Origin of the sequence: Thauera phenolivorans (assembly GCF_001696715.1) — a bacterium.
Taxonomy (GTDB): domain Bacteria; phylum Pseudomonadota; class Gammaproteobacteria; order Burkholderiales; family Rhodocyclaceae; genus Thauera; species Thauera phenolivorans.
Window position 1 is genome coordinate 585,744 of record NZ_MBFM01000002.1, and the last position, 23,201, is coordinate 608,944.

The following is a 23,201-nucleotide window of genomic DNA, read 5'->3' on the forward strand; positions in this document are numbered from 1 at the left end:
GGAGAGAAATCGCCAGGAAAAGCCATGTCCACCACGACCATCCGCCTACCGGAAGAGCTCAAGGCCCGGGTCGCTGCGGCCGCAGCGCGGGCGGGCACAAGCGCGCACGGCTTCATCCTGGAGGCGATTGCCGAGAAGACGGCGCAAGCCGAGCGGCAAAACGCATTCGACGCTGAAGCCGATCAGCGGTACGCCACACTGATCCAGCGTGGCGAAACGATCTCCTGGAGCGAAATGCGCCGCTACCTCGAGGCTCGCGTTCGCGGTGAAACCGCAGCGCGGCCCGCCGTGCGCAAGCCCACCCCTTAGGGATGGCGACGATCGAACTGGCGCCCAAGGTGGCCGACGACTTCGACCGTATCCTCGATCACCTCGAGCGCCATCAGGCGCGAGATCCTGAGGGGCGCATCCGCGACATCATTGATGCCATCGACGTGCTGGCGCACAGCCCGCAGATCGGACGGCCAGTGCGCGCCGGCAAACGCGAACTGATCATCGGACGGCGTGAACGTGGCTACGTTGCGCTGTATCGCTACGTTGAAGTGATCGACACCGTCTTCATTCTCGCCATCCGAAGCCAGCGCGAAGCCGGCTACCCGAGCCAGGCCCCGAATACCTGAAGCGCGTAGACATCGGCGCACCCGCTGGAGTTGGGCAAAGGGTGCGATTGGGGAAGCGGGCGAAATCCCGGAGCAATGCGCTGTCTGGCCGACTAGGCGCCCGGCCCCGATGGCGGGTTGCGAAAGCGGATCCGGTCGGGCGAGGTGGCGCCGCCGGTCATGACGAAGCTCATCGCCTCGTCCATCGTCCAGTCGGTCGACACTACCTGCGACACCGGCACGATCTCGATGTAGCCCGAGGTGGGGTTGGGCGAGGTGGGCACGTACACAGCGGCGAGATCCTCGCCGCTGTGCTCGTCCTGGATCACCCGGGTGACGAAGCCCACCGCCTTCATCTCCGACGAGGGAAAGTTGATCAGCACCACCCGCTGCACCCCGGCGGGCTTTTCCTTGACCGCCGCGAGCAGGCGCTTGGTGCCGCCGTAGATCGCCGCCACCAGCGGGATGCTCTGCACCAGGCGCTCGAGCCAGCCGATGATGCGCTGCCCGATCACGTGCGAGGCGAACCAGCCGAGCACGTAGAACACCAGCAGGGTGAACACCGCCGCGAGCACCGACTGGAACACCGGCAGCAGCACGAAATCGGCCATCTCCGGCCAGTTGCGCCGCAGGCCGCGCGCGATCGCCGCGACGCCGGGCGCGCCCAGCCGCGACAGCTGGGAGAAGATGAAGTCGAACACCAGCCAGGTCACCCACAGCGGCGCCGCGGTCAGCAGGCCGAGCAGCAGATAGCGGCGGGTGTGGCGGATCCGCACTTGGGTTTCGGGTTGCATGGCGGGCAGGCGAGAGTTCGAACCGGCCGAGCATACCGCATCGACATGGCGCCGCCACGAACAGCGCTGCGCCGGCGACCGAAGGACGCGGCACAATGGCGGCCTCCGCACCCCTCCCCGATCGCCCCCCACCTTCCATGAAGCCCGCCCCCTGTCCCTGCGGCACCGGCAAGCCCTTCGACCAGTGCTGCGGCCCGGCGCTCGCCGGCGCCCGCCCGGCGGCCGACGCCGCTGCGCTGATGCGTTCGCGCTATACCGCGTTCACCCTCGGCGACGCCGCCTACCTCCTCGCCACCTGGCACCCTTCGACCCGGCCCGCCGAGCTCGCGCTCGACGAGGAGCCGCGGCCGAAGTGGATCGGCCTCCGGCTGAAGGCGCACGCGAAGCGGGACGCGACGCAAGCCACCGTCGAGTTTGTCGCCCGCTACCGCATCGGCGGCCGCGCCCATCGCCTGCACGAGACGAGCCGCTTCGTGTGCGAGGACGGCCGCTGGTATTACGTCGACGGCGACATCCACGCGGACTGACGCCGCCGCGCGGCCCCGCCCGCAGGACTCAGCCGAGGGCGAGCCACTGCGGCCGGAACAGCATCGCCAGGCCGATGGCGAGCAGCAGCACCCCGCCGAGCAGGCGCGAGGCCCGGGTCAGCCGCGCCGAGGCGCCGGTGATGCGCAGGGTCGTCATCGCGATCATGAACACCAGCAAGTCGTCGAGCATGAAGACGAAGACGTAGAGCGCGAGGTAGGCGTAGTGCTGCCAGGCCGGCAGCGCGCTCATCGTCAGCATCTGCGCATACACCGCGGGCAGGCCCGCCGAACACAATAGTTCGACCAGGTTCACCGCCACCGCGAGGCCGACGATGCCGGCGAGCGCGAGCAGCAGGCCGGGCTGACCCGCCGCGGCACGCAGTCGCGCGAACACCGCCCGCCGCCGCTCGGGCGCTGTGACCTCGCACACCATCGCCGGGTTGCGCAGCCACTCGCGCAGGTAGTGTGCACCGGCGAGGAGCGCCACCAGCGCGACCGCCAGCCGCACCCATTGCGACATGCCGAGCAGCAGCAGCGCGTTGAGCCAGGCCGCCATGAACCCGTAGTAGACCGCCGCCGAGGCGAGGATGAAGGCGCCGCCCAGGATCCAGCGCCGCGCGGCGTCCTGCATCGGCAGCAGGAGGCCGAGCAGGAAGACGAGCACCCACATCGCGCAGGGGTTGAAGCCGTCGAGGGCGCCGAGCACCACGGTGAGCAGCGGCAGCGACAGGTTGGCGAGCTCGACCTCGCCGAACAGCGGCAGGCTGACGCGGCTGCGCACCGGCGCCGTGGCGGCGCCGACATCCCCTTCCGTGCCGCCCTCCGCAGCCAGACCCGCGACGAGGTCCTCGCAACCGTCGCGGCGGCAAGCGGCGATCGCCTCGGCGTAGGCGGCACCCACGCCCCCGGCATCGTCGAAGCCGATGAAGCCGCGGCTGCCGATCAGCACCAGCGGCACCGCCGGCCGTTCGATGCCGAACAGCGCGACCAGCGCGGCAAAGCGCTGGCGTGCGGCTTCGTCGCCATCGATCTCGTGGCGGCGCAGCACGACGTCGACGCCCTGCCCCACCTGACGCTCGAGTTCGGCGGCGGCGAGCGCGCAGTGCGGACAGCCCTCGCGCTCGAACAGATGCACCGCCACTTCCGCCGCCGCTGCCGGCACGGACAGGCAGCTCAACAGGAAGACGAGCGCACGCAGCCAGGTCATGGAGACAGCATAGGCCGCACCGGCGCGTCGGGCGTTGACCACGGGCAATGGCGGCCCGGCCCGCGGCCGGCGCGACGCGGGGTTCAGGTTTGGGCGGCGACCAGCACGATGTCCTGGTCGCCGAAGCGGACCCGCTGCCCGGCGCGCAACTTGGCGCGCTTGCGGTTCTCCGGGCGACCATCGACCCGCACCTGGCCGGACTCCACCGCGGCATGGGCGGCGCCGCCCGAATCCACCAAGCCGCAGGCCTTCAGCAGCTGGTCGAGCTGGATGTGGTCGCCGCGCACGGCAAAGGTGATCGTCATCGTCTTGCTCCCGCAGGCGGCACCCGGCAAAGGGCGCCGCGGCCATGTCAGAATTACGGGATTGTCTCCCGCCACCCGCCAAGATGAACAGCCCGTACCCTTTCGCCGCTGACGACGACCTCCTTGCCCGGGCCGACCGGGTGACCACCCTTGCGCTGGAGAGCGGCGCGCTGCAGCCGATCCGCACCGAGTGCACCGAGCTCAGCGAGGCGGGCCTGCCCTTTTCTGTACGCTGGATCTCGTCGCTCGCGCTCAAGGAGCAGGCGCGGGTCGACACCGTGATCCGGCGCGACCCGGCCTTCAATCCCTTCCTCCCGCCCGAGCCGGCGCTGACCGTGGCCGAACTCGGCACCGACCACCTCGTGGTGCTCAACAAGTTCCCGGTGATCGCGCGCCACCTGCTGATCGTCACCCGCCGTTACGAGGCGCAGACGGCGCCGCTCACCGCCGCCGACTTCGACGCGCTCGCGGCGGTGATCCGCTGCCACGGCGGGCTCGGCTTCTACAACGGCGGCACCGAGGCCGGCGCCAGCCAGGCCCACAAACACCTGCAGTGGGTGCCCGACCATGGCCTGGGTGCGCTCGCCGCCAGTCTGCCCGACGTGCGCGAGGGCGAGGTGGTGAGCAGCGCGCTGCTGCCCTGGCGCCACGCCCTGGTCCGCCTGCCGCGCGCGTGGCCATCCGCCGAGGCGGGCGGCGCGATGCTGGCGGACGCCTTCGCCGCCGCCTGCGCGCGCGTCGGGCTGCCGCCTGCGGCCGACCCGATGCCCCCCTACAACCTGCTGGTGATCCGTGACTGGCTGCTGCTGGTACCGCGTCGCTGCGAGAAGTGGACCGACGTCTCGGTCAATTCGCTCGGCTTCGCCGGCTCGCTTTTCGCGCGCAACTGCGGCCAGATCGAGCGCATCCGCGCCGCCGGCCCGCTCGCGGTACTGGCGGCGGTCTGCTTCCCCGCGAACGGGTAAGGGGATCGGCCCCGCTCAGGCGGCGTGCGGCAGCGAAAAGTCGGGCAAGGGCGGCAGGCCGATCGTCGCCCGCAACTCGTCGCACTTGGGATTGGGACTGCCGTCCTCGAAATAGACCGGAAACTCGCGGCAGGGCGTCGGCCGGTTCTCGTAGATCGTGCACGCGACCTGCTCGCCCACCGTGCCGGAGAGCGCGCTGCAGCGGCGCGGCACCGCGTTGCTGCCCTTCATGCAGCTCATGTGGTGATTGAGCTTCTCGGTCATCGCGGTCGGCACGAAGCCGCCGGGCACCTCGTCGATCTCGCCCCAGTAGAAGGAGATGCGGAAGTGGGTGCAGCAGATGCCGCAATCGAGGCAGGGGTTGAAGTCTTCCATCGCGTGTTCCGTCGCGGGCTATGGGGGTGGCAGAGGGGCGCACCACCGGGCCGACCACGCACGTTGCGCTCGCGGAACCTGCACCGTAAAAACCCGGTGCGGTCAGGAAGATTCAAGGGCGGTCGATCGACCTCGGCGCGCGGATTCTAGCGATCTGTCGCGCGCGCGCAAGAGGCGATTTAAAACTTTATGGATCAGTGACTTGCGGAAATATTCGGAGGAATGAAAAACGCCGCTCAGAGCGGTGCCAGCCCCTGCCTGCGCCGGGCGCGGGCGCAGGCGTCGTCGCCGATGCCGAGCGGCGCATAGGGCGCGAACTCCTGGCACGGCGAAGGCCTCCCAGCATAGATCGTGCACCGCACCGAGCGGCCGATCTCACCCGCCAGCGCGACGCAGCGCGCGGGCGCCGCGTCGGTGCCGCGCATCCGCACCAGGGTGGCGGTCACCGGCACGGTGAGCGCGTCCGGTACGCCGCCCGGCGTGGCGCTCGCCAGCTCCGAGCGGTGGAAGTCCACGCGGAAGGCGGCGCAGCATGCGCCGCACCGGGTGCAGGGGTCTTCACGCATCATCCGGCTCGTTGATCGCGCCGCAGCACTTCTTGTACTTCTTGCCGCTGCCGCAGGGGCAGGGATCGTTGCGGCCGGGGGTGGCGGCCGCGGGCGCGACCGCCGCGTCGGCCGCGAGCGGTTGCGGCGCGGGCAGCTCGAGGTCGCGCCAATGCGCGAAGACGTCGTTGACCGCATCGCCGACCGCCTCGAGCCAGCCCAGCCGCGTCTCCTCGTCGGCCTGCGCGGCCTCGTCCTCGCCCCAGGGCGCGAGCACCTCGTCGAGGGTGGCGCGCACCGCCTCCACCGCATCCTCGGGCAGCCCCTCCTCCCAGCCCTGCGGCCACAGGTCGAGGCCTTGGGCGAAGCCCTCGATCCACTCCTCGCCCAGCTGCAGGGTGTCGCCCTCGGCGATCGCGAAGCAGAACGGCTCCCAGCACTCCTCCACGTCCTCGTCGAGGCCGATCGTGGTCGCCATCTCGTTGTAGTAGGCCTTGACCAGGCGGATCGCACGCTGCAGCCCGCTACCGCCGCCGAACGAGGCTTCGTCGCCGTGCGCCGACCACACCGCCGGCAGCCAGCGCTCGGCCGGGATCACGCGCGGGGACATCAGCACGCCGGCGAGGAAGCCGTCGAGCATCTCGAGGTCCATGCAGTCCTCGGGCACGACCTCGGAAGTCAGGATCTCCTCGAGCGCCTCGAAATCGTCGTCGCTCATCAGGTGGGGATTGGGGTTGGCGCTAGTCATGCTTGTTCTCCGGAAGGGGATGCAGCGAGTTCGGTGACGACACGGTACAGCAGCTGGTCGGAATCGCGGTACTTGCGCTCGAAGGGCGTCAGCGGCGCGGGCGCCTCGAAGGTTTCCCAGGGAACCGGCGCGCCGAGGATGCGGCCGAGGGCGAAGGCGAATTCCTCCGCATAGACGCGCCAGTTGGTGCGGCATTCGAGCACGCCGCCCAGCCGCACCACGAACGGGAACACCGGATGCGCATGCCAGCGCCGGGTGACGTGGCCGATCTTCGGCCACGGGTTCGGGTACAGGATGTAGTGGCGCGCCAGGCGCAGCCCCGCCTCGTCGAGCAGGCGCCAGAAATCGACCAGATCGGCACGCACGAACACCATGTTGGTCGGCATCAGCGCAGCAGGATAGGGCTTGCGCCGCGCGAGGCGGTCAGCCGACTGGTCGACGCCGATCACCCAGTGGTCGGGATGGGCGCGCGCGAGCTGAATCGTGCTGTGGCCGACGCCGCAGCCGGCGTCGAGGATCAGCGGCGCGCCCGGCGGGCGGCCGGCGAGGGCGGCCTCGAGGGCGGCGCGGTTGTAGTCGGCGAAGGGCTTGCGGAAGGGCTCGGCAAGGTGCTTGTCGACCAGCCGGGCGAGATTCTCGTGGATGCCCTGCTGGGCGCTCTCGGGAATGCGGGAATTGGCGTAGCTCATTACGGGAATTCCTCAGGCGGCCCGCGCCAGCGCGGCGCAGCCGATGCCCTCGGCCGCCAGGGCGCGATCGACCGCGGCGGGCTCGCCGAGCGGACGCACCGTGCGGAACAGCTGCTCGGCCTGCGGGTAGTTGCGGCGCAGCAGGTTGAGCCACTGCTTGAGCCGGCCGGGGGCGTGGCGCGGCGCGCAGTTGGCGCGTACCCGGCGCCAGAAGTCGGCGATCAGCGGCTGCAGGGCGCTCCACTCGCGTGCGCGCCTGTCGTCGTCGGGCACGACGAGCTCGCCGGCGCGGATGCGCGCGGCGAGAAAGGGATCGGCGACCGCGCCACGCCCGAGCATGACATCGGCGACGCCCGATCGATCACGGCAGGCCAGCCAGTCGGCAGCGGTCCATACCTCGCCGTTGGCGACCACCGGGACCGCCACCGCCTCGTCCACCCGCGCCACCCACTCCCAGTGCGCCGGCGGCCGGTAGCCCTCGTCGCGGGTGCGGGCATGCACCACCAGGGTCTCGACTCCGCCGGCCTCCAGCGCCTGCGCGCATTCGACTGCCCTGCCCTTGTCGCCGACGCCGAGCCGCATCTTGGCGGTGAACGGCACGTCGGCCGGCACCACGGCGCGCACCGCGCGCGCAATCTCGTGGAGCAGCTCGGGCTCGTCGAGCAGGACCGCGCCACCGCGATGGCGATTGACCACCGGCGCCGGGCAACCGAAGTTGAGATCGACGCCCGCCGCGCCGAGCTCGGCGAGGCGGGCGGCGTTGTCGGCCAGGCAGGCGGGATCGGAGCCGAGCAGCTGCACCCGCACCGGCATCGCGCCAGCGGTGCAGCCGGGGCGGTCGAGTTCGGGGACGATGCGGCGGAAGGCGCGCGCAGGCAGCAGCGCATCGGTGACGCGGACGAACTCGCTCACCGCATGATCGTAGTCGGCAGCCTGGGCGAGGACCGCGCGCAGCACGTGGTCCAGCAGCCCTTCCATCGGCGCGAGCAGCAGACGCACGGCGCTTCTCTCCTCGAGCCCGCGCGCGCGGGCGATTGCCAGGTTGAAATGTGCGCCGGATTGTAATCGATCCGCCCCGCGCACCGGACGCGTCGAGTGCGCAATTCTTGCCTTTCGCCAAGGCCTGAGAGATAATCGCGCGCTTAATCAATCAGGGCGGTCACATCCTCCGCCCGCATGTAAGGAACAGACATGAGAGCGGATATCCATCCCAAGTATCAGGACGTGAGCGTCACCTGCTCCTGCGGCAACTCCTTCACCACCCGCTCGACCATCAGCAAGCCGCAACTGCACGTCGAAGTGTGCGCCGCGTGCCACCCGTTCTACACCGGCAAGCAGAAGATCGTGGACACCGCCGGCCGCGTCGAGCGCTTCCGCCAGAAGTACGGCAACGTTCAGCGCCTGAGCTGATCGCCGACCGCACCGTGCGAAATGCCGGCGCGGGCAGTAAAAAAGGCAGCTTCGGCTGCCTTTTTTGTTGCCCGCCGATCTGCCGCCGCCCCCGCCGTTCGTCCATCATCGTCATCACAGCGGCGGCGGGCGGATAGAATCGGGCTGGCGCAGCGGTCTGCGCCCCGACTCCCCCGCGCTTCGCGCACCACCCGATTCCGAACGCGCATGAACGAAAGTCCGACCTCCCAAGACTCGCTGCTCCAGCGCAGGATCTACGGCACGCTGGGTCTCAGCGTGCTCGTCGGCCTGTACCTGCTGGTCGGCCTCACCGGCCACGACCCCTGGCGTGGCGACGATGCCCGCCATCTCGGCCCGGTCGTCTCGATGCTGCGCGGCGAGGGCTGGCTGCTGCCGATGCTCGGCGGCGAGCCGATGTACGAGTACCCGCCGCTCTACTACTGGACCGCGTCCGTGCTGGCCTGGGCGGCGAGCGGATTCCTCGCGGCGCACGAGGGTGCCCGCCTCGCGAGCGTGCTGTTCACCGCGATGGGCATCTTCCTCGTCGCGCGCACCGCCGAGGCGCTGTACGGCCGCCCCACTCGCACGCCGGCAGCGCTGCTGACCCTCGGCACCCTCGGCCTGGTGATCCACGCACACGAGACCCAGCCGCTGCTCGCGCTGTTCGCGATGCTCGCCCTCACCCTGCGCGGGCTCGCCCGCGTGCCCGTGCAGCCGGTGGGCGGCAGCCTGCAGGCCGGCCTCGGCAGCGCACTCGCGTTTCTCGCCGCCGGCCTGCCCGGCCTGCTGCTGAGCCTGCCGCTGTTTCCGCTCGCCCTGCTGCTGAGCCCGGACTGTCGCTCTCCGCGCGCGAGCGGCGGGCTGCTGCTCGGCCTCAGCCTCGCCCTCGTGCTGATGGCGGCGTGGCCGCTCGCCCTGCACCTGCTCGAACCTGCGCAGTTCAACCGCTGGCTTGCGGCGCAGTGGCTCGACATCCAGCTGCACGCGCCCGTGCTCGCGGATCTCGGCACGCAGGCGGAGCTGCTCGGCTGGTTCACCTGGCCGCTGTGGCCGATCGCGCTGTGGTCGCTGTGGCGCGCAGGGCGCAAGTTCGCGACCCTGCCCTGGCTGCTGCCCGGGCTGTCGCTGATGCTCGTACTGGTCTGGCTGATCTTCATCGGCGAGCCGCGCCAGGCCCGGCTGATCCCGCTGGTGCCGGCCACCGCCCTGCTCGCTGCCGGCGGCGTGCCCAGCCTGCGGCGCGGCGCGGCGAACGCCTTCGACTGGTTCGCGCTGATGACCTTCGGCGTGTTCGCCATCCTGGTCTGGCTCGGGTGGACCGCTCAGGCCTTCGGCTGGCCGCCGGGCCTCGCGCGCCATGTCGCGCGCATCGCACCCGACTTCGTGCTGACCGCGGCCGGCACCCAGCTCGTGCTCGGCGTGCTGATCTGCGCCGCCTGGCTCGGCTTCGTCTGGCGCCTGCCGCGCACCGCCTCGCGGGGCCCGGCCAGCTGGGCGATGGGAATGACGATGCTGTGGTGCCTCGCGGTGGTGCTGCTGATGCCGTGGTTCGATCACAGCCGCAGCTACCGGCCGATGGTGCGCTCGCTCGAGCTGGCGCTCGCCGGCGAGCCGCCGGCCTGCATCGCGGCCGAGCCCCTGCCGCCCGGCGTGCGGGCCTCGCTCGACTATTTCGGTGCAATCCGCGTGGTGCGCGTGGTGGAAGACACCAGCCCCTGCCCGCTGCTGCTGCGCATCGGCGAACGACCCTCGGCGAGCGCCACGATCGCACCCGAATGGCACATAATCTGGGAATACCGCCATGGCGGTGGCAAGCGCCAGGAGCTCTACCGCCTTTATCGCAGGACGCCCAGCTGATGCCCTCCACCCTTTCTCCCGAGGCCCTGCCCGCCTGGGCTTCGCTGCAAGACCACGCCGTCCGGCTGCAGACCCGCACCCTGCCCAGCCTGTTCGTCGATGATGTGAGCCGCTTCGATCGTCTGTCACGAAACTGGCAGGGCCTGACACTCGACCTGTCGCGACAGCGCCTCGACCCGGCAGCGCTCGATGCGCTGCTGGCGCTCGCCACCGAGGCGGGCCTCGCCGAAGGCATCCGCGCCTTCTTCGGCGGCGAAGCGGTCAACCACACCGAGGGACGCCCGGCGCTGCACATGGCGCTGCGCGGCAGTTGCGCGGCGCCGGCCGGTGCCAAGCTCGACCAGCGCCCGCTGCGCGCGTTCGCCGCGGCGCTGCGCGCCGGGCAGGTGGCGGGCGCGACTGACGCGCCGATCACCCGCGTCATCAACATCGGCATCGGCGGCTCCGATCTCGGCCCGCGCCTGGTGGCCGAAGCGCTGCGCTCGACCGTCGCCGAACGGCCGGTGGCGATCGACTTCGTCGCCAACATCGACCCGCGCGATCTCGAGGAGGCGCTCGAACACGCAGACGCGGCGAGCACCCTGTTCATCGTCTCCTCGAAGAGCTTCGGCACCGCGGAGACCCTCGCCAACGCACAGGCAGGCCGTGACTGGTTGCGCGCGCGCCTGCCGGCCGGCGCCGACGTGTCGCGCCATTTCGCGGCGGTCAGCAACGCCACCGCGGCGGCGGCGGAATTCGGCATCGATCCCGCGCGCACCTTCGCTTTGCCGGAATGGGTCGGCGGACGTTATTCGCTGTGGTCGGCGATCGGCCTGCCGCTGCTGGTCGGCCTCGGCGAAGAGGCCTTCGATCGCCTGCTCGCCGGCGCGCGCGCCCTCGACGAGCACTTCCGCGACACCCCCTTCGCCGACAACCTGCCGGTGCTGATGGGCCTGGTCGGGCTGTGGAACACCGACTTCCTCGGCCTCGAGACCCTCGCCGTGCTGCCCTACGCCCACGGCCTGCGCAACTTTCCGGCCTGGCTTCAGCAGCTCGAGATGGAGAGCAACGGCAAACGCACGCTGCGCGACGGCAGCAGCACCACGGCGCACACCTCGCCGATCGTCTGGGGCGGTGTCGGCACCGTCGGTCAGCACGCCTTCCACCAGCTCTTCTACCAGGGCACGCGCAGCGTGCCGATGGACTTCATCGTGCCGGTGGGTGACGACGAGCCGCGCCAGCGCGGCCTGGTGGGCAACGCCTTCGCCCAGGCGGCGGCGCTGATGCACGGCCGCGACATCGACGGCGCGCGCACCGCGCTGCGCGCCAGGGGCCTGCCGGAGGCCGAGGTCGAGCGCCTCGCGCCGCACCTCGTCTGCCCGGGCAACCAGCCGAGCACCACGCTGCTGATGCCGCGTCTCGATGCCTTCCACCTCGGCCAGCTGCTCGCGCTCTATGAGCACAAGGTCTTCGTGCAGGGCTGGATCTGGGGCATCAACAGCTTCGACCAGTACGGCGTCGAGCTCGGCAAGGAGATGGCGCGCCGGCTCGCCGACGCCGAAGGCGAGCGCGACGCGACCAGCGCCAGCCTGATGGCGATCGCCGACGCACTGCGGGGCGGCTGAAACCGCCCGCGTTCAGCCGTAGATCTTGCACATGCCGGGGATCGCCACCGGATGGGTGAAGTAGCCGAGCAGATAGAAGAAGGCGACCACCAGCGCGATCACGATCAGCCGGCGACGGTTGCGTCGCAGCCAGCCGCGCCAGCCGTGCGCCGCCGGCGCCTGCCTGGCGGATCCGGACTGCGGTTCGTCGGGCATCTCAGTCGAGCTTCAGGAAGGTGTCGCGGTAGTGGCGCAGCTCGGCGATCGACTCCTGGATGTCGGCGAGCGCGGTGTGCGCACCCGTTTTCTTCACCCCCGCGTACACCTCGGGGCGCCAGCGGCGCGCCAGCTCCTTGAGGGTCGACACGTCGAGGTTGCGGTAATGGAACCAGGCCTCGAAGCGCGGCATGTAGCGCGCGAGAAAGCGGCGGTCCTGGCACACCGAGTTGCCGCACATCGGCGAGCTGCGCGCCGGCGCCCACGCCTCGAGGAAGGCGAGCATGCGCGCCTCGGCTGCCGCCTCGCCCACGCTCGAGGCCTTCACCCGCTCGATGAGGCCCGACTTGCCATGGGTGTTGCGGTTCCACTCGTCCATCGCGTCGAGTACGGCGTCGGGCTGATGCACCGCGATCACCGGCGCCTCGGCGACGGTCTCGAGGCGCTCGTCGGTGATCACCACCGCGATTTCGATGATGCGGTCACGGTCCGGTTCGAGGCCGGTCATTTCCATGTCCAGCCAGATGAGGTGTTTGGGGTCCTGTGCCATAATCCGCGAGCCTTCCCGACATTTCTGGGCGAAACAAATGAGGCCGGGATTGTGTCACAGATCGACGAGATCGCCGTGTCCACCACGCGCCCCCACCAGCTGCCCGCGCATCCCCGACGCTCCGCATGCCCGAAGCCAAGCTCCTCGCCGCCCTCTTCCTCGCCCTGCTGTTCGCCAGCGCCATCGTGCGCGCGGCGCTGATGCGCCGCCAGGTGCGGCACGTGCTCGCCCGCCGCGACACGGTGCCGCCCGCCTTCGCCGACGCCATCGGCCTCGCCTCGCACCAGCGCGCGGCCGACTACACGGTGGCGCGCATGGGGCTGGCACTGCCCGAGCTCGCGGTGTCGACCGCCCTCGTCCTCGGGCTGACCTTGGGCGGTGGCCTGCAGTGGCTCCACGACGCGTGGGCAGGCGTCGCAGAGGCCGGCGGTATCGCCCACGGGGTCGTCCTCCTCGCCTCGCTGGCGGTGATCGGCTGGCTGCTCGAGCTGCCCTTCACCCTGTGGCGCACCTTCGTCGTCGAGAAGCGCTTCGGCTTCAACCGCATGACGCCCGCGCTGTTCATCGCCGACACGGTCAAGGAGGGCCTGCTCGCCGCCCTCGTCGGGCTGCCGCTGCTGGCGGCGGTGCTGTGGCTGATGCAGGCGATGGGCGCCACCTGGTGGCTTTGGGTGTGGGCGCTGTGGCTCGGCTTCAACCTGCTGTTCATGCTCGTGTGGCCGACCTTCATCGCGCCGCTGTTCAACACCTTCACCCCGCTTGCCGACCAGGCCCTGAAGGCGCGCGTGGAGACCCTGCTCGCGCGCTGCGGCTTTCGCTCGCGCGGCCTCTTCGTGATGGACGGCTCGCGCCGCTCCGCGCACGGCAACGCCTACTTCACCGGCTTCGGCGCCGCCAAGCGCATCGTCTTCTACGACACCCTGCTCGCCAAGCTCGGTCCGGAGGAGGTGGAGGCGGTCCTCGCCCACGAGCTCGGCCACTTCCACCACCGCCACATCCTCAAGCGGCTCGCCCTGCTCGCCCCCGCCAGCCTGCTGCTGCTCGCCCTCCTCGGCTGGCTGATGCAGCAGCCCTGGTTCTTCACCGGGCTCGGCATGAGCGCCACCGACACCGCGAGCGCGCTGGCGCTGTTCTTCCTCGCCCTGCCGGCCTTCACCTTCCCGCTCGCGCCGCTCGCGAGTCACTGGTCGCGCCGGCACGAGTACGAGGCCGACGCCTACGCCGCGCGCCAGACGCACGCCGCCGACCTCGTCAGTGCGCTGGTGAAGCTCTACCGCGACAACGCCTCGACCCTCACCCCCGACCCGCTCTACTCCGCTTTTTTCGATTCCCACCCGCCGGCCGCGTTGCGCGTGGCACGGCTGCAGTCGCTGTAACACCCCACCATCAGAAAGACGAGGAGGACGACATGAGCAACCACACCCTTGCCCCCGCCGCCGCGCTGACTGCGCTGCTCGCGCTGTCGCTGCCGGCCGCCGCGGCGGAGCCCTTCCACGACGCCGACATCGAGGCCGGCGAGCAGATGCATGCCGAGCTGTGCGTGGGCTGCCACGCCGACAAGTTCGGCGACCAGGACGGCTCGACGATCTACCTGCGCGACGACCGCCGCATCACCACCCCGAGCGGGCTCGAGCAGCAGCTGACCGCGTGCACCACGATGCTCAACCTCGACCTCTTCCCCGAGGACGAGCGCAACATCGCCGGCTATCTCAACAAGCAGTACTACAAGTTCAAGTGAGCCGAGGCAGCCACGTCCGCGCCCAGGGGGCCAAGCTGCTGCCCGGGCTGATCGTCGCCGCCTTCGGTCGTCACTACGAAGTCGATACCTCCGCAGGCCGGCTGCGCTGCACCCCGCGCGGCAAGCGGAGCAGCTATGCCTGCGGCGACGAGGTGGACGTGCTGCCCGGCGGCGACGACCAGGGCGCGATCGAGCACCTGCATCCGCGCCGCAGCCTGCTGTGGCGCTCGGATGCCTTCCGCGAGAAGCTGATCGCCGCCAACCTGAGCCTGGTGGCGATCGTCGTCGCCACCGAGCCGGGGTTTTCCGACCTGCTCATCTCGCGCTGCATCGCCGCCGCCGAGAGCCAGGACATCACCGCGCTGATCGTGCTCAACAAGGCCGACCTCGGCGACCGCCTCGACGCGGCCCGCGCCCAGCTCGCCCCCTTCCGCACGCTCGGCTACGAGATCCTCGAGGTCTCCGCGCTCGACGGCGCGACCGCGCTGCGCGCGCGCCTGCACGGAGAGCGCAGCATCTTCGTCGGCCAGTCGGGGATGGGGAAGTCCACCCTCACCAACGCGCTCGTGCCCGAGGCGAAGGCCGCCACCCGCGAGATCTCCACCGCGCTCGACACCGGCAAGCACACCACCACTTTCGCCCGCCTCTATCCGCTCGGCGAGGACCGCGTCACCGACGGCTGGCTGATCGACAGCCCGGGCCTGCAGGCCTTCGGGCTTGCCCACCTCGACGCCGACGAGCTATGCGAGACCTTCGTGGAGTTCCGCCCCCATCTGGGCAAGTGCCGCTTCCGCGACTGCCGCCACGATGCCGAGCCCGGCTGCGCCCTGCTCGCCGCGCTCGCCGCCGGTCAGATCCTGCCGCGCCGTTTCGAGCATTTCCGCATCATCCGCACTGAAATCGGCGAGGCGCGCCGGCTCAATCCGGGCTGGTGAGCATCGTCCCGCGCCTCATTCCTCGGCGCGGAAGGCTTCCAGCGTGGGCGAGGCGAAGTCGCGCCGGTACAGCACGATGACGATCACCGTGGTGAGCCCGATGAACAGCCCGGGCTGGATGAACCAGGCCACCGCGGCGAGCCCGAAGTAGTAGGCGCGGATGCCGCGGTTGAAGTCGTCGCCGGCGAGCGAATTGACCTTTCCCAGACGCTGCGCCGCGGCTTCGGCGCGGGCGTCGTCCTCCCCCGCCCTCATCCACGGCGTGCCGCCGATCAGGATCGACAGCAGATTGAACTCGCGCAGCGCCCAGGTGAACTTGAAGTAGGCGAACACGAACACGCCGAGCAGCAACAGCAGCTTGAGCTCCCACAGGGCGCGCGAACTCTCGCGCGCGAACGGCAGGTCGGAGGCGAAGCGGATCACCTGGTCGAGGGTGCCGAGCAGCGCGAGCAGGCCGGCGATGATGTAGATCGTCGTGCTCGCATAGAACGACACGCTCTGCATCAGGTTGCCGACCAGCGCGGCGTCGGTCATCCGCATCTCGCGCCGAACCAGCTGGCGCGCCCAGCGCAGGCGATGCTGGTCGCCGACGTCCTGCAGGCCGTTCTGCGCCCAGCGGCTGCGCTCGGAGAACCAGCCGTAGCCGATCCACGCGGCGAGAAACCAGACGACCGCGAAGGCGTCTGCGACGCCGAGGGTATCGACCAGGAAGCTGCGCATCGGGGCGGGGTTCAGCCGGCGAGGAGGAAGTCGCGCACCACCTGGATCTGGGCCGGGTCCATCAGCATCGGCGCATGGCCGACGCCTGGGAACTCCTCGGTCTGCGCCTTCGGCCCGCGCTCGCCCATCGCCTCGAAGGTGGCGGGCTCGAGCAGATCGGACTCGGCGCCGCGCAGGGCGAGGGTCGGACAGGCGACGTGATCGTAGATCTGCCACAGGTCGATGTCGGCCGTCGGCGGATTCGCGCGGAAGGGGTCACCGAGGCCGGGATCGTAGACCATCGTGAAGCCGCCCTCGACCGGCCGCACCGAGTACTCGGTGAGATGGCGCCACTGCGCGTCGGTGAGCGCCCCGAAGGGCGCACCGACCTCACGGAGGTAAGCCTCGGCCGCCGCGATGTCGGCGAACCGCGGGGCACGCCCGACGTACTGGCCGATGCGGTCGAGCGACACCTTGGTGATCACCGGACCGACGTCGTTCAGTACCAGACGGCTGATCGGACTGTGCGGCTGGCTCGCGAGCAGCATGCCGATGATGCCACCCATCGAGGTACCCACCCAGTGCACCTCCTCGACGTCGAGGCGGGCGATGAGGGTCACCATGTCGGCCACGTAGAGCGGAAAACCGTAGTCGGTCTTGATCGCCAGCCAGTCGCTGCGGCCGCGGCCGACCACGTCGGGGCAGACCACCCGGTATTCGCCGGCCATCGCGCGGGCGAGATCGTCGAAATCGCGGCCGTTGCGGGTGAGGCCGTGGACACAGACCAGCACCCGCGGGTTGTCGGCCTCGCCCCACTCGGTGTAGGCCATGCGGTGCAGGCCGTGTGGGCCGATGCACTGCACGCGGCGCTCGCGATGGCCGTGATAGGGCCGCTCGGGCGGCGGCGGCGCTGTGAACAGATCACGCAGGCTCATGGTCGGACTCGCTCTCCGGTCGGCATTGGTCTGCCCGAGTCTAGCATCGCCGCTCGCCGCGCGGCCGCTCAGCGCCCATGCCAGTAGCGTGGTGCGCGCTCGCGTGCGGCGGACAGGGCGACGCCGTCGGCGCCGACCTCGACCAGGATCGCGCCCTGGCTGTCGGTGCGCCAGTTGCGCGCGCCCGCTTCGGCCCAGCGCGCCCACACCGCCGGATGCGGATGGCCGAAGGGGTTGCGGTAGCCCGCCGAATGGATCGCCGCCTCGGCCCGGACCGCATCGACGAAAGCCGGCGAGGACGAGGTCCGGCTGCCATGGTGGCCAACCACCACCACCGAGCTGGCGAGCGCCGCCGCGCCTTGGCGGGCCAGCATCGCCGCCTCGCCCGCGCTGCCGAGGTCGCCAACCAGCAGCAGCGAGCCGCCCGGCGCCGCCACCCGCAGCACGCAGGACTGGTCGTTGTCGCGCCGCGCGTCGCCCTCGTCGTCGGGATGGAGCAATGCGAACTCGACCCCGTCCCACGCCCAGCGCTCGTCCACGCGGCAAGCGTGCAGCGGCCGGCCTTCTGCGCCGGCCGGCGTCGTCCCACCGGCGAACACCTCCCCCGTGTCGACCCCGGCCAGCACGGCGCCGGCGCCGCCCACATGGTCGGCGTCGTCGTGCGAGAGCAGCAGCCGGTCCAGCCGCTCCACCCCGTTCGCCGCGAACCAGGGCAGCACCACGCGCGCGCCCGCGTCCGCCGACGGTCCGTAGGGCGGGCCGGCGTCGTACAGCAGATCGTGGCGCGCGGTCTGCACATGCACCGCCAGCCCCTGGCCGACGTCGAGCACCGTGGCGCGGAAGCTGCCCGCGGCCGGCCGCGGCGCCGGCCAACCGAACAGCAGCACGAGCACCACCAGCGCCGCCGGCCGGCCCGGCGTGCCGCGCGGCAGCAGGAGGAGCCCGACCGCCGCGGCGCCTGCGAGCACGAGCCAGGCAGGCGGCGCCGCCTGCTGCCACACCGCGCGCTCGAAGCCCGCCAGCCATTCGAGCCACGCCATCATCGCGCCGAGGCAGGCGTGAGCGAGCACGAGCAGGGAATCCACCGGCAGCACCACGCCGAGCAGCACGAGCGGCGTCACCACGTAGCTCACCAGCGGAATCGCCACCAGGTTGGCCGGCAGCGACACCAGCGAGAAGGCGTGGAAGAGCAGCAGCAGCGCGGGCACCAGAGCGAACTGCAAGGCGAGCTGAATCTTCAGCGCGATGCGCCAGCCCTGGCTTCGGCCGACCCCGTGGCGACCGGCGAGCAGATGGAGGATCACGCCGACCGCGGCGAAGGACAGCCAGAAGCCCGCGGCGAGCACCGCCCAGGGATCGACCACCAGCACCGCGCCGAGCGCGAACGCGAGGATGCGACCAGGACCGGGTTCGCGCCCGGCGAGCAGCGCGAGCGCCGCGGCCGCCAGCATGAGCAGCGCACGCTGCACCGGGATGCCGAGGCCGGCGAGCATCGCGTACGCCGTCGCCGCGATCAGCCCCGCCAGCGCGGCCATCCTGAGCGCCGCCAGCCGCAGGCTGAACGCCGGCACCCGACGCCACAGGCCACCGCAGACGATCCCTGCGACGAGCGCCACGAGCGAGACGTGCAGCCCGGAGATCGCCACCAGGTGATTGACCCCGGTGCGCCGGAACACCTCCCACTGCGCAGGGGTGATCGCGCGCTGGTCGCCGACCGCCAGCGCCACGACGATGCCGGCGTAGGGCCGCTCGCCGAGCACCGCGAGCAGGCGCTCGCGCACCTCGCCGCGCCGCAGGTGCAGCCACTGCAGCGCGCCCGCCGGCTCGGCGTCGAGCCGTACCGCCTCGCCGCGCACATAGCCGGTGGCGCGGATACCGCGTTCGAGCAACCAGGCCTCGTAGTCGAAGCCGTGCGGATTGGCGAGGCCATGCGGCCGCTTGAGGCGGACGACGAAGCGCCAGCGCTCGCCGGCGCGCACCTGCGGCATCGCCTGCTCGCCGTCGCGCGCCGCGTACCACGACAGCGCGAGCCGGCGCGGCGCGCCGGCGGCGACGCCCTCGGGCTGGACCGGATCGAGCTCGAAGCCGAAGCGCACGCCGCGCGCGAACGGCTGCGGGAGGTCGGCGACGCGGCCGACGACGACGAGATCCTCGCCCTCGAGCGCGGCGGGCAGCGCGTCGGCGAGCCGCCACTCGGCGCGCAGCCCCGCCCACAGCCAGCCCGCGGCGAAGGCGAGCAGGACGAGCAGGAAAGGGATGCAGCCCGCCCTCCACCCAGCCACGGGCCGGCGCCAGCGGACGAGAAGAGCGAACAGCACGAGCGCCAGCCAGACCAGCGCCCCCGCGTGCAGCAGCGCGGGCGGCGGCAGCCCTTGGCTCTGCTGGAAGGCCCAAACACCGGCGGCGAAGACAACGGTTCTGATGCGCATGGCATCAATAATGCCAACGACATTGCCGTTACAACAAGCATCAAATCCGCCGCGCCGGGCACCCGCGGCCACCGGGCGCACTGCTAGAATCGCGCCGGACGACACCATGCGCAGACGACTCCGACGCCTCCTCCCCGACCACGAAAGCGTGCGCAGCAACCGCTGGTTCCGGCCCTTCGCGAACACGCTGCTGCACCCGCGCCTGTGGTATCTGAACCGCCACTCCGCCGCCGGCGCGGTGGCGGTGGGGCTGTTCTGCGGCCTCGTCCCCGGCCCGTTGCAGATGCTCAGCGCGGCGATCGCCTGCGTGCTGCTGCGGGTCAACCTGCCGCTCGCGCTGGTGTCGACGCTCTACAGCAACCCGTTCACGATCGTGCCGCTCTACGTCGCCGCCTTCGGCCTCGGCAACTGGGCGATGGGCGGCAATGGCGCCGACTTCATCCCGCCGCCCGAACTCGGCGGCCTGGGCCTGTCGACCTGGATGTCGGCAGTCATCGACTGGATGGGGGAGCTGGGCAAGCCGCTCGCGCTCGGCCTCGTGCTGCTCGCCGCGAGCCTCTCGATCAGCGGTTACTTCATCGTGCGCGCGGCCTGGCGGTTGTGGCTGATCCGCACCTGGCGCCAGCGTCAGGCCGCGCGTCAGCGCTGAACGCGCCCGGCTTCAGACCAGGCGGCCGTCGTCGAGGCGCAGCGTGCGCTGCGCGCGGCGCGCCAGGCTCTCGTCGTGGGTGACGACGACGAAGCTGGTCGACAGGCGCTCGTTGAGCGACAGCATGAGGTCGAACACCGCCTCCGCAGTGCGACGGTCGAGGTTGCCGGTGGGCTCGTCGGCGAGCACGCAGGCCGGCTGCGTCACCAGCGCGCGGGCGATTGCGGCGCGCTGGCGCTCGCCGCCGGAGAGCTCGCCCGGCGTGTGATCCAGCCGGTGGCCGAGGCCCACCTCGCCGAGCATCGCCGCCGCCTGCTCGTCGGCCTGCGCCTTGTCCATGCGCCGGATGTAGAGCGGCATGGCGACGTTCTCGAGCGCGCTGAATTCCGGGAGCAGGTGGTGGAACTGGTACACGAAGCCGAGCGAGGCGTTGCGCAGGCGGCCGCGTTCGGCCTCGGACAGGGTCGAGAAGTCGCGCCCCATCAGTCGCACCTTGCCGGCGCTGGCGACGTCGAGGCCGCCGAGCAGGTGCAGCAACGTGCTCTTGCCCGAACCCGAGGCGCCGACGATCGAGAGGCGCTCGCCGCGCGCCACCGCCAGATCCACGCCGGAAAGCACCCGCACCGCGTCGGCGCCCTCGCGGAAGCGCTTCTCCAGGCCCTCGCAGGCCAGCACCGCCGTATCGGCGGCGTTTCCGATCTTCGCTTGCTCACTCATAGCGCAGGGCCTCCGCCGGATTCACCTTCGATGCGCGCCAGCTCGGATAGAGCGCCGCCAGCAGGGTCAGCACGAAGGATACCGAGACGATGCCGATCACGTCCGCCGGCAGCACCTGCGAGGGCAGCTCGTTGATGTAGTAGATCTCCTTGTTCCACAGGGTGGCGCCGGTCAGCGTCTCCAGCGCCGGAATCACGATGTCGAGGTTGTGCGCGATCGCCAGCCCGCCGACGACCCCGGCGGCCAGGCCGACGAGGCCGATGATCGAGCCCTGCAGCACGAAGATCGCCATCACCGAGGCGGGACTCGCGCCCAGGGTGCGCAGGATCGCAATGTCGGCGTATTTCTCCTGCACCGCCATCACCAGAGTGGAAACGATGTTGAAGGCCGCCACCGCGACGATGAGGAACAGGATCAGGGTCATCATCGTCTTCTCGAGTGCCACCGCGCGGAAGAAGTTGGCGTGGCTGCGGGTCCAGTCGCTGACGATCAGGCCCGGCGTCGAGATCATGCCGGCGAGTTCGCGCGCCACCCGCGGCGCGGCGAACAGGTCGTCGAGCTTCAGGCGCACGCCGCTGACGCCGTCGCCCATGCGATACAGCGCCTGCGCGTCGGCCAGGTGCACCAGCGCGAGCGCCGAGTCGTACTCGAACATGCCCGCCTCGAAGATGCCGACCACCTCGAACTGCTTGACCCGCGGCAGCACCGCCGCCGGCGTCACCAGACCCTGCGGCGCGATCAGCGTCACCTTGTCGCCGGTGCGCACCTTCAGCGCGAGCGCGAGGTCGCGCCCGAGCAGGATGCCGAAGCGTCCCGCCTGCAGCGCGTCGAAGCTGCCCGACTGCATGTGACGGGCGAAGTCGGCGACCTTGTCCTCCTCCGCGGGGATGATCCCGCGCACCATCGTGCCGCGCACCGTCTGGTCGAAGGACAGCATGCCCTGCTCCTGCACGTAGGGCGCGGCCGCCTGCACCGAATCATGGCGCACGGCCTCGTCGGCGACCTGTTGCCAGGACGCCACCGGCTCGCCCGGGCTATGCACCTGGACGTGGGAGGCGACGCCGAGGATGCGCGTGCGCAGCTCCTCCTGAAAGCCGTTCATGACCGACAGCACCACGATCAGCGCGGCCACGCCGAGCGCGATGCCGAACATCGATACGAGGGAAATGAAGGAGATGAAGCGGTTGCGGCCCTGAGCACGCTTGCGCGAGCGGGTATAGCGCAGGCCGACGAGAAATTCATAGCGCATCGGATGGGAGGGGTCCGCGGACCGGGGTCGACAAGCCCGCCATTGTGCCGGGGATGGCTCCGCTTGGGAAAGCCGAATTGCGCAGCGGATGTAAGCGCTGCCCCTCCCCGTGGGCCGCCGCCTCTACGCGCGCTGCGGCTGCAGCAGCTCGATGCGGAACGCCGGCTCGTAGGGCGGCACGTTGCATTCGATGATGTCGGCGGGCGCGATGTCGAGCCGCACGCCGACGACGTCGGTGCGCAGCGGCAGCAGGGTGGCGCCGCGGTCGGCCAGGGTCACGACGCGGATCTCGGCCGGCTGCTTGCGCGCGAGGTATTCGATCGCGCGCAACAGCGAGTGGCCGGTGTACAGCACGTCGTCGACCACCACCAGGGTGTAGGCGGCGAGATCGAGCGCGGCGTGCTGCGCCTGCTCGGTGAGGCGGGTTTCCGGATAGAGCAGGCTGAGGTCGTCCGCGTAGCGCTTGATCGAGAGGTCGAGCCGTAGCGGCGGCGGCATCCCGTAGCGCCCGGTGAGCAGCGCGGTGAGGCGGTCGGCGAGCGGCGCGCCGCGGCGCAGGATGCCGATCACCGCCACCTTGTCGCGGCCGTTGAGCAGGCCGGCGGCCTGGCGCGCCATGTCGGCGACCACCCGATCGAGCTGCTCTGTGTCGTACAGGCAGGTGCGCTTGCCGGGAGGGCGGTCCATACTCACCTCTGACGTAAGGGGATGCGTTGCGCGCGAACGACGGCTGTGCCCGAAGCATAAGCGATGCGCACGGCTGGCTCCAGGCGCATCGATCGCCCGCACCGCGAACCCGGGGAGGACCAGGCAAATGATGGACGGCGAGCGCGCGCTACTGACCGACCTCTACGAACTCACCATGCTGCAGGCCTATTTCGACGAGGGCATGCACGACACCGCGGTCTTCGAACTCTTCGTGCGCGCCCTGCCCGCGCAGCGCAACTTCCTGCTCGCCGCCGGGCTCGAACAGGCCCTCGACTACCTCGAGAACCTTCGCTTTCGCGAGGATGAGCTCGCCTGGCTGCGAGACAGCGGCCGCTTCCGCGACGACTTCGTCGATTGGCTGGCGGCTTTCCGCTTCAGCGGCGAGGTCCATGCGATGCGCGAGGGCACGGCCTTCTTCCCCGACGAACCGGTGCTGCGCGTCGAGGCACCGATCGGCGAGGCGCAGTTCGTCGAGAGCCGGCTGATCAACCTGATCAACTTCTCCAGCCTGATCGCCACCAAGGCGGCGCGCTGCGTGCTCGCCGCCCCGGGCAGGCTGCTGGTGGATTTCGGCCTGCGCCGCGCCCACGGCGCCGAGGCCGGGCTGCTCGCGGCGCGCGCGAGCTACCTCGCCGGCTTCGGCGGCACCGCCACCGTGCTCGCCGGCCAGCGCTTCGGCATCCCGGTGTTCGGCACCATGGCGCACTCCTACATCGAGGCGCACGCGCTCGAGCACGAGGCCTTCGAAGCCTTCTCCGCCTCCCAGCCGGCC

Annotated in this window: 28 protein-coding genes; 12 read left to right on the forward strand and 16 right to left on the reverse strand. The window is 70.8% G+C overall.

All coding sequences use genetic code 11. From position 1 onward, the window contains the following. The first annotated feature begins 24 nt into the window (after positions 1-24). Together BB334_RS06155 and BB334_RS06160 are read left to right on the forward strand one after the other, a co-directional pair. The gene (locus BB334_RS06155; protein ID WP_068805734.1) at positions 25-309 is read left to right on the forward strand and encodes a ribbon-helix-helix protein, CopG family; all 285 of its coding nucleotides are present in this window, start codon (positions 25-27) and stop codon (positions 307-309) included. A gap of 2 nt (positions 310-311) precedes the next feature. Then, positions 312-620, forward strand: a complete 309-nt coding sequence (locus BB334_RS06160; protein WP_068805737.1) for a type II toxin-antitoxin system RelE/ParE family toxin — start codon at positions 312-314, stop codon at positions 618-620. A gap of 92 nt (positions 621-712) precedes the next feature. Here the strand turns inward: BB334_RS06160 and BB334_RS06165 are convergent, their stop codons facing one another. Further along, complete coding sequence (locus BB334_RS06165; RefSeq protein ID WP_068805740.1) at positions 713-1,393, reverse strand: DUF502 domain-containing protein; 681 nt, start codon at positions 1,391-1,393, stop codon at positions 713-715. 137 nt (positions 1,394-1,530) lie between these two features. Here BB334_RS06165 and BB334_RS06170 point away from each other — a divergent pair, with 137 nt between their 5' ends. Then, positions 1,531-1,920, forward strand: coding sequence for a YchJ family protein (locus BB334_RS06170; protein WP_068805743.1), 390 nt, complete (start codon positions 1,531-1,533; stop codon positions 1,918-1,920). Between the two features lie 28 nt (positions 1,921-1,948). Here the strand turns inward: BB334_RS06170 and BB334_RS06175 are convergent, their stop codons facing one another. Both BB334_RS06175 and BB334_RS06180 read right to left on the reverse strand, forming a co-directional pair. Beyond that, a complete protein-coding gene (locus BB334_RS06175) occupies positions 1,949-3,127 on the reverse strand; it encodes a glutaredoxin family protein (protein ID WP_068805745.1) in 1,179 nt (392 codons plus the stop codon). A gap of 83 nt (positions 3,128-3,210) precedes the next feature. After that, the gene (locus BB334_RS06180) at positions 3,211-3,432 is read right to left on the reverse strand and encodes an RNA-binding S4 domain-containing protein (protein WP_068805748.1); all 222 of its coding nucleotides are present in this window, start codon (positions 3,430-3,432) and stop codon (positions 3,211-3,213) included. An 83-nt stretch (positions 3,433-3,515) separates the two neighbouring features. Between BB334_RS06180 and BB334_RS06185 the strand changes: the two genes are divergently transcribed. Next, a complete protein-coding gene (locus BB334_RS06185) occupies positions 3,516-4,397 on the forward strand; it encodes an ATP adenylyltransferase family protein (protein ID WP_068805751.1) in 882 nt (293 codons plus the stop codon). Positions 4,398-4,412: 15 nt separating this feature from the next. Here BB334_RS06185 and BB334_RS06190 read toward each other — a convergent pair whose 3' ends face one another. The 5 genes from BB334_RS06190 to BB334_RS06210 all read right to left on the reverse strand — a co-directional run bounded on the left by BB334_RS06190 (position 4,413) and on the right by BB334_RS06210 (position 7,753). Continuing rightward, a complete protein-coding gene (locus BB334_RS06190) occupies positions 4,413-4,772 on the reverse strand; it encodes a YkgJ family cysteine cluster protein (RefSeq protein WP_068805754.1) in 360 nt (119 codons plus the stop codon). A gap of 236 nt (positions 4,773-5,008) precedes the next feature. Continuing rightward, entirely contained in the window at positions 5,009-5,338 is a 330-nt protein-coding gene (locus BB334_RS06195) for a YkgJ family cysteine cluster protein (protein ID WP_068805757.1), read from the reverse strand. Then, positions 5,331-6,065: a YecA/YgfB family protein gene (locus tag BB334_RS06200; RefSeq protein ID WP_068805760.1), complete on the reverse strand. Its 735-nt coding sequence runs from the start codon at positions 6,063-6,065 to the stop codon at positions 5,331-5,333. Before BB334_RS06200 ends, BB334_RS06195 begins: the two co-directional genes overlap by 8 nt. Further along, complete coding sequence (trmB, locus tag BB334_RS06205) at positions 6,062-6,754, reverse strand: tRNA (guanine(46)-N(7))-methyltransferase TrmB (protein ID WP_068805763.1); 693 nt, start codon at positions 6,752-6,754, stop codon at positions 6,062-6,064. The genes BB334_RS06200 and trmB overlap by 4 nt, the downstream gene beginning before the upstream one ends. A gap of 12 nt (positions 6,755-6,766) precedes the next feature. After that, entirely contained in the window at positions 6,767-7,753 is a 987-nt protein-coding gene (locus BB334_RS06210) for a tRNA dihydrouridine synthase (RefSeq protein WP_068805766.1), read from the reverse strand. Between the two features lie 192 nt (positions 7,754-7,945). Between BB334_RS06210 and rpmE the strand changes: the two genes are divergently transcribed. From rpmE to pgi, 3 genes are all read left to right on the forward strand, one after another. Further along, positions 7,946-8,164, forward strand: coding sequence for a 50S ribosomal protein L31 (gene rpmE / locus BB334_RS06215; protein ID WP_068805769.1), 219 nt, complete (start codon positions 7,946-7,948; stop codon positions 8,162-8,164). 207 nt (positions 8,165-8,371) lie between these two features. After that, positions 8,372-10,021, forward strand: coding sequence for an ArnT family glycosyltransferase (locus BB334_RS06220; protein ID WP_068805772.1), 1,650 nt, complete (start codon positions 8,372-8,374; stop codon positions 10,019-10,021). Beyond that, positions 10,021-11,625, forward strand: coding sequence for a glucose-6-phosphate isomerase (gene pgi, locus BB334_RS06225; protein ID WP_068805775.1), 1,605 nt, complete (start codon positions 10,021-10,023; stop codon positions 11,623-11,625). Before BB334_RS06220 ends, pgi begins: the two co-directional genes overlap by 1 nt. Positions 11,626-11,637: 12 nt before the next feature. Here the strand turns inward: pgi and BB334_RS06230 are convergent, their stop codons facing one another. Beyond that, complete coding sequence (locus tag BB334_RS06230; RefSeq protein WP_068805778.1) at positions 11,638-11,820, reverse strand: hypothetical protein; 183 nt, start codon at positions 11,818-11,820, stop codon at positions 11,638-11,640. A gap of 1 nt (position 11,821) precedes the next feature. Next, positions 11,822-12,370, reverse strand: a complete 549-nt coding sequence (orn, locus tag BB334_RS06235) for an oligoribonuclease (RefSeq protein WP_068805781.1) — start codon at positions 12,368-12,370, stop codon at positions 11,822-11,824. Between the two features lie 125 nt (positions 12,371-12,495). Between orn and BB334_RS06240 the strand changes: the two genes are divergently transcribed. The 3 genes from BB334_RS06240 to rsgA are packed head-to-tail and all read left to right on the forward strand — an operon-like array spanning position 12,496 to position 15,043. Then, entirely contained in the window at positions 12,496-13,746 is a 1,251-nt protein-coding gene (locus BB334_RS06240; RefSeq protein ID WP_068805784.1) for a M48 family metallopeptidase, read from the forward strand. A 32-nt stretch (positions 13,747-13,778) separates the two neighbouring features. Beyond that, complete coding sequence (locus BB334_RS06245) at positions 13,779-14,108, forward strand: hypothetical protein (protein ID WP_068805788.1); 330 nt, start codon at positions 13,779-13,781, stop codon at positions 14,106-14,108. Positions 14,109-14,146: 38 nt separating this feature from the next. Further along, the gene (gene rsgA / locus BB334_RS06250) at positions 14,147-15,043 is read left to right on the forward strand and encodes a ribosome small subunit-dependent GTPase A (protein WP_068806205.1); all 897 of its coding nucleotides are present in this window, start codon (positions 14,147-14,149) and stop codon (positions 15,041-15,043) included. Positions 15,044-15,058: 15 nt separating this feature from the next. On the opposite strand, the gene BB334_RS06255 is transcribed toward rsgA, so the two are convergent. The 3 genes from BB334_RS06255 to BB334_RS06265 all read right to left on the reverse strand — a co-directional run bounded on the left by BB334_RS06255 (position 15,059) and on the right by BB334_RS06265 (position 19,106). After that, entirely contained in the window at positions 15,059-15,763 is a 705-nt protein-coding gene (locus tag BB334_RS06255; RefSeq protein ID WP_068805791.1) for a DUF599 domain-containing protein, read from the reverse strand. Between the two features lie 11 nt (positions 15,764-15,774). Continuing rightward, entirely contained in the window at positions 15,775-16,677 is a 903-nt protein-coding gene (locus tag BB334_RS06260; protein WP_068805798.1) for an alpha/beta fold hydrolase, read from the reverse strand. 68 nt (positions 16,678-16,745) lie between these two features. Continuing rightward, complete coding sequence (locus BB334_RS06265; RefSeq protein WP_068805801.1) at positions 16,746-19,106, reverse strand: DNA internalization-related competence protein ComEC/Rec2; 2,361 nt, start codon at positions 19,104-19,106, stop codon at positions 16,746-16,748. 106 nt (positions 19,107-19,212) lie between these two features. Between BB334_RS06265 and BB334_RS06270 the strand changes: the two genes are divergently transcribed. Beyond that, on the forward strand, positions 19,213-19,755 hold the full coding sequence (locus tag BB334_RS06270; protein ID WP_068805804.1) for a DUF2062 domain-containing protein: 543 nt from the start codon (positions 19,213-19,215) through the stop codon (positions 19,753-19,755). Positions 19,756-19,767: 12 nt separating this feature from the next. Here the strand turns inward: BB334_RS06270 and lolD are convergent, their stop codons facing one another. The 3 genes from lolD to BB334_RS06285 all read right to left on the reverse strand — a co-directional run bounded on the left by lolD (position 19,768) and on the right by BB334_RS06285 (position 22,408). After that, positions 19,768-20,472 (reverse strand): lipoprotein-releasing ABC transporter ATP-binding protein LolD, encoded by a 705-nt coding sequence (gene lolD / locus BB334_RS06275; protein WP_068805807.1) that lies wholly within the window; start codon positions 20,470-20,472, stop codon positions 19,768-19,770. Continuing rightward, complete coding sequence (locus BB334_RS06280) at positions 20,465-21,721, reverse strand: lipoprotein-releasing ABC transporter permease subunit (protein WP_068805810.1); 1,257 nt, start codon at positions 21,719-21,721, stop codon at positions 20,465-20,467. Before BB334_RS06280 ends, lolD begins: the two co-directional genes overlap by 8 nt. Positions 21,722-21,844: 123 nt before the next feature. Beyond that, on the reverse strand, positions 21,845-22,408 hold the full coding sequence (locus BB334_RS06285; protein WP_068805812.1) for a bifunctional pyr operon transcriptional regulator/uracil phosphoribosyltransferase PyrR: 564 nt from the start codon (positions 22,406-22,408) through the stop codon (positions 21,845-21,847). Between the two features lie 127 nt (positions 22,409-22,535). On the opposite strand from BB334_RS06285, the gene pncB reads away from it, so the two are divergent. Next, the coding region (gene pncB / locus BB334_RS06290; RefSeq protein ID WP_068806219.1) for a nicotinate phosphoribosyltransferase at positions 22,536-23,201 on the forward strand (666 nt) is incomplete at its 3' end.

Excerpts from the sequence above, each read along its gene's own strand:
- BB334_RS06260 (WP_068805798.1), bottom strand. The coding sequence starts at position 16,677 with ATGAGCCTGCGTGATCTGTTCACAGCGCCGCCGCCGCCCGAGCGGCCC.
- BB334_RS06240 (WP_068805784.1), top strand. The coding sequence starts at position 12,496 with ATGCCCGAAGCCAAGCTCCTCGCCGCCCTCTTCCTCGCCCTGCTGTTC.
- BB334_RS06165 (WP_068805740.1), bottom strand. The coding sequence starts at position 1,393 with ATGCAACCCGAAACCCAAGTGCGGATCCGCCACACCCGCCGCTATCTG.
- trmB (WP_068805763.1), bottom strand. The coding sequence starts at position 6,754 with ATGAGCTACGCCAATTCCCGCATTCCCGAGAGCGCCCAGCAGGGCATC.
- BB334_RS06270 (WP_068805804.1), top strand. The coding sequence starts at position 19,213 with ATGCGCAGACGACTCCGACGCCTCCTCCCCGACCACGAAAGCGTGCGC.
- BB334_RS06180 (WP_068805748.1), bottom strand. The coding sequence starts at position 3,432 with ATGACGATCACCTTTGCCGTGCGCGGCGACCACATCCAGCTCGACCAG.
- pgi (WP_068805775.1), top strand. The coding sequence starts at position 10,021 with ATGCCCTCCACCCTTTCTCCCGAGGCCCTGCCCGCCTGGGCTTCGCTG.
- BB334_RS06185 (WP_068805751.1), top strand. The coding sequence starts at position 3,516 with ATGAACAGCCCGTACCCTTTCGCCGCTGACGACGACCTCCTTGCCCGG.
- BB334_RS06285 (WP_068805812.1), bottom strand. The coding sequence starts at position 22,408 with ATGGACCGCCCTCCCGGCAAGCGCACCTGCCTGTACGACACAGAGCAG.
- BB334_RS06255 (WP_068805791.1), bottom strand. The coding sequence starts at position 15,763 with ATGCGCAGCTTCCTGGTCGATACCCTCGGCGTCGCAGACGCCTTCGCG.
- BB334_RS06175 (WP_068805745.1), bottom strand. The coding sequence starts at position 3,127 with ATGACCTGGCTGCGTGCGCTCGTCTTCCTGTTGAGCTGCCTGTCCGTG.
- BB334_RS06155 (WP_068805734.1), top strand. The coding sequence starts at position 25 with ATGTCCACCACGACCATCCGCCTACCGGAAGAGCTCAAGGCCCGGGTC.
- BB334_RS06190 (WP_068805754.1), bottom strand. The coding sequence starts at position 4,772 with ATGGAAGACTTCAACCCCTGCCTCGATTGCGGCATCTGCTGCACCCAC.
- BB334_RS06230 (WP_068805778.1), bottom strand. The coding sequence starts at position 11,820 with ATGCCCGACGAACCGCAGTCCGGATCCGCCAGGCAGGCGCCGGCGGCG.
- BB334_RS06245 (WP_068805788.1), top strand. The coding sequence starts at position 13,779 with ATGAGCAACCACACCCTTGCCCCCGCCGCCGCGCTGACTGCGCTGCTC.
- orn (WP_068805781.1), bottom strand. The coding sequence starts at position 12,370 with ATGGCACAGGACCCCAAACACCTCATCTGGCTGGACATGGAAATGACC.
- BB334_RS06200 (WP_068805760.1), bottom strand. The coding sequence starts at position 6,065 with ATGACTAGCGCCAACCCCAATCCCCACCTGATGAGCGACGACGATTTC.
- lolD (WP_068805807.1), bottom strand. The coding sequence starts at position 20,472 with ATGAGTGAGCAAGCGAAGATCGGAAACGCCGCCGATACGGCGGTGCTG.
- BB334_RS06170 (WP_068805743.1), top strand. The coding sequence starts at position 1,531 with ATGAAGCCCGCCCCCTGTCCCTGCGGCACCGGCAAGCCCTTCGACCAG.
- BB334_RS06280 (WP_068805810.1), bottom strand. The coding sequence starts at position 21,721 with ATGCGCTATGAATTTCTCGTCGGCCTGCGCTATACCCGCTCGCGCAAG.
- BB334_RS06195 (WP_068805757.1), bottom strand. The coding sequence starts at position 5,338 with ATGCGTGAAGACCCCTGCACCCGGTGCGGCGCATGCTGCGCCGCCTTC.
- BB334_RS06160 (WP_068805737.1), top strand. The coding sequence starts at position 312 with ATGGCGACGATCGAACTGGCGCCCAAGGTGGCCGACGACTTCGACCGT.
- BB334_RS06265 (WP_068805801.1), bottom strand. The coding sequence starts at position 19,106 with ATGCGCATCAGAACCGTTGTCTTCGCCGCCGGTGTTTGGGCCTTCCAG.
- rpmE (WP_068805769.1), top strand. The coding sequence starts at position 7,946 with ATGAGAGCGGATATCCATCCCAAGTATCAGGACGTGAGCGTCACCTGC.
- BB334_RS06220 (WP_068805772.1), top strand. The coding sequence starts at position 8,372 with ATGAACGAAAGTCCGACCTCCCAAGACTCGCTGCTCCAGCGCAGGATC.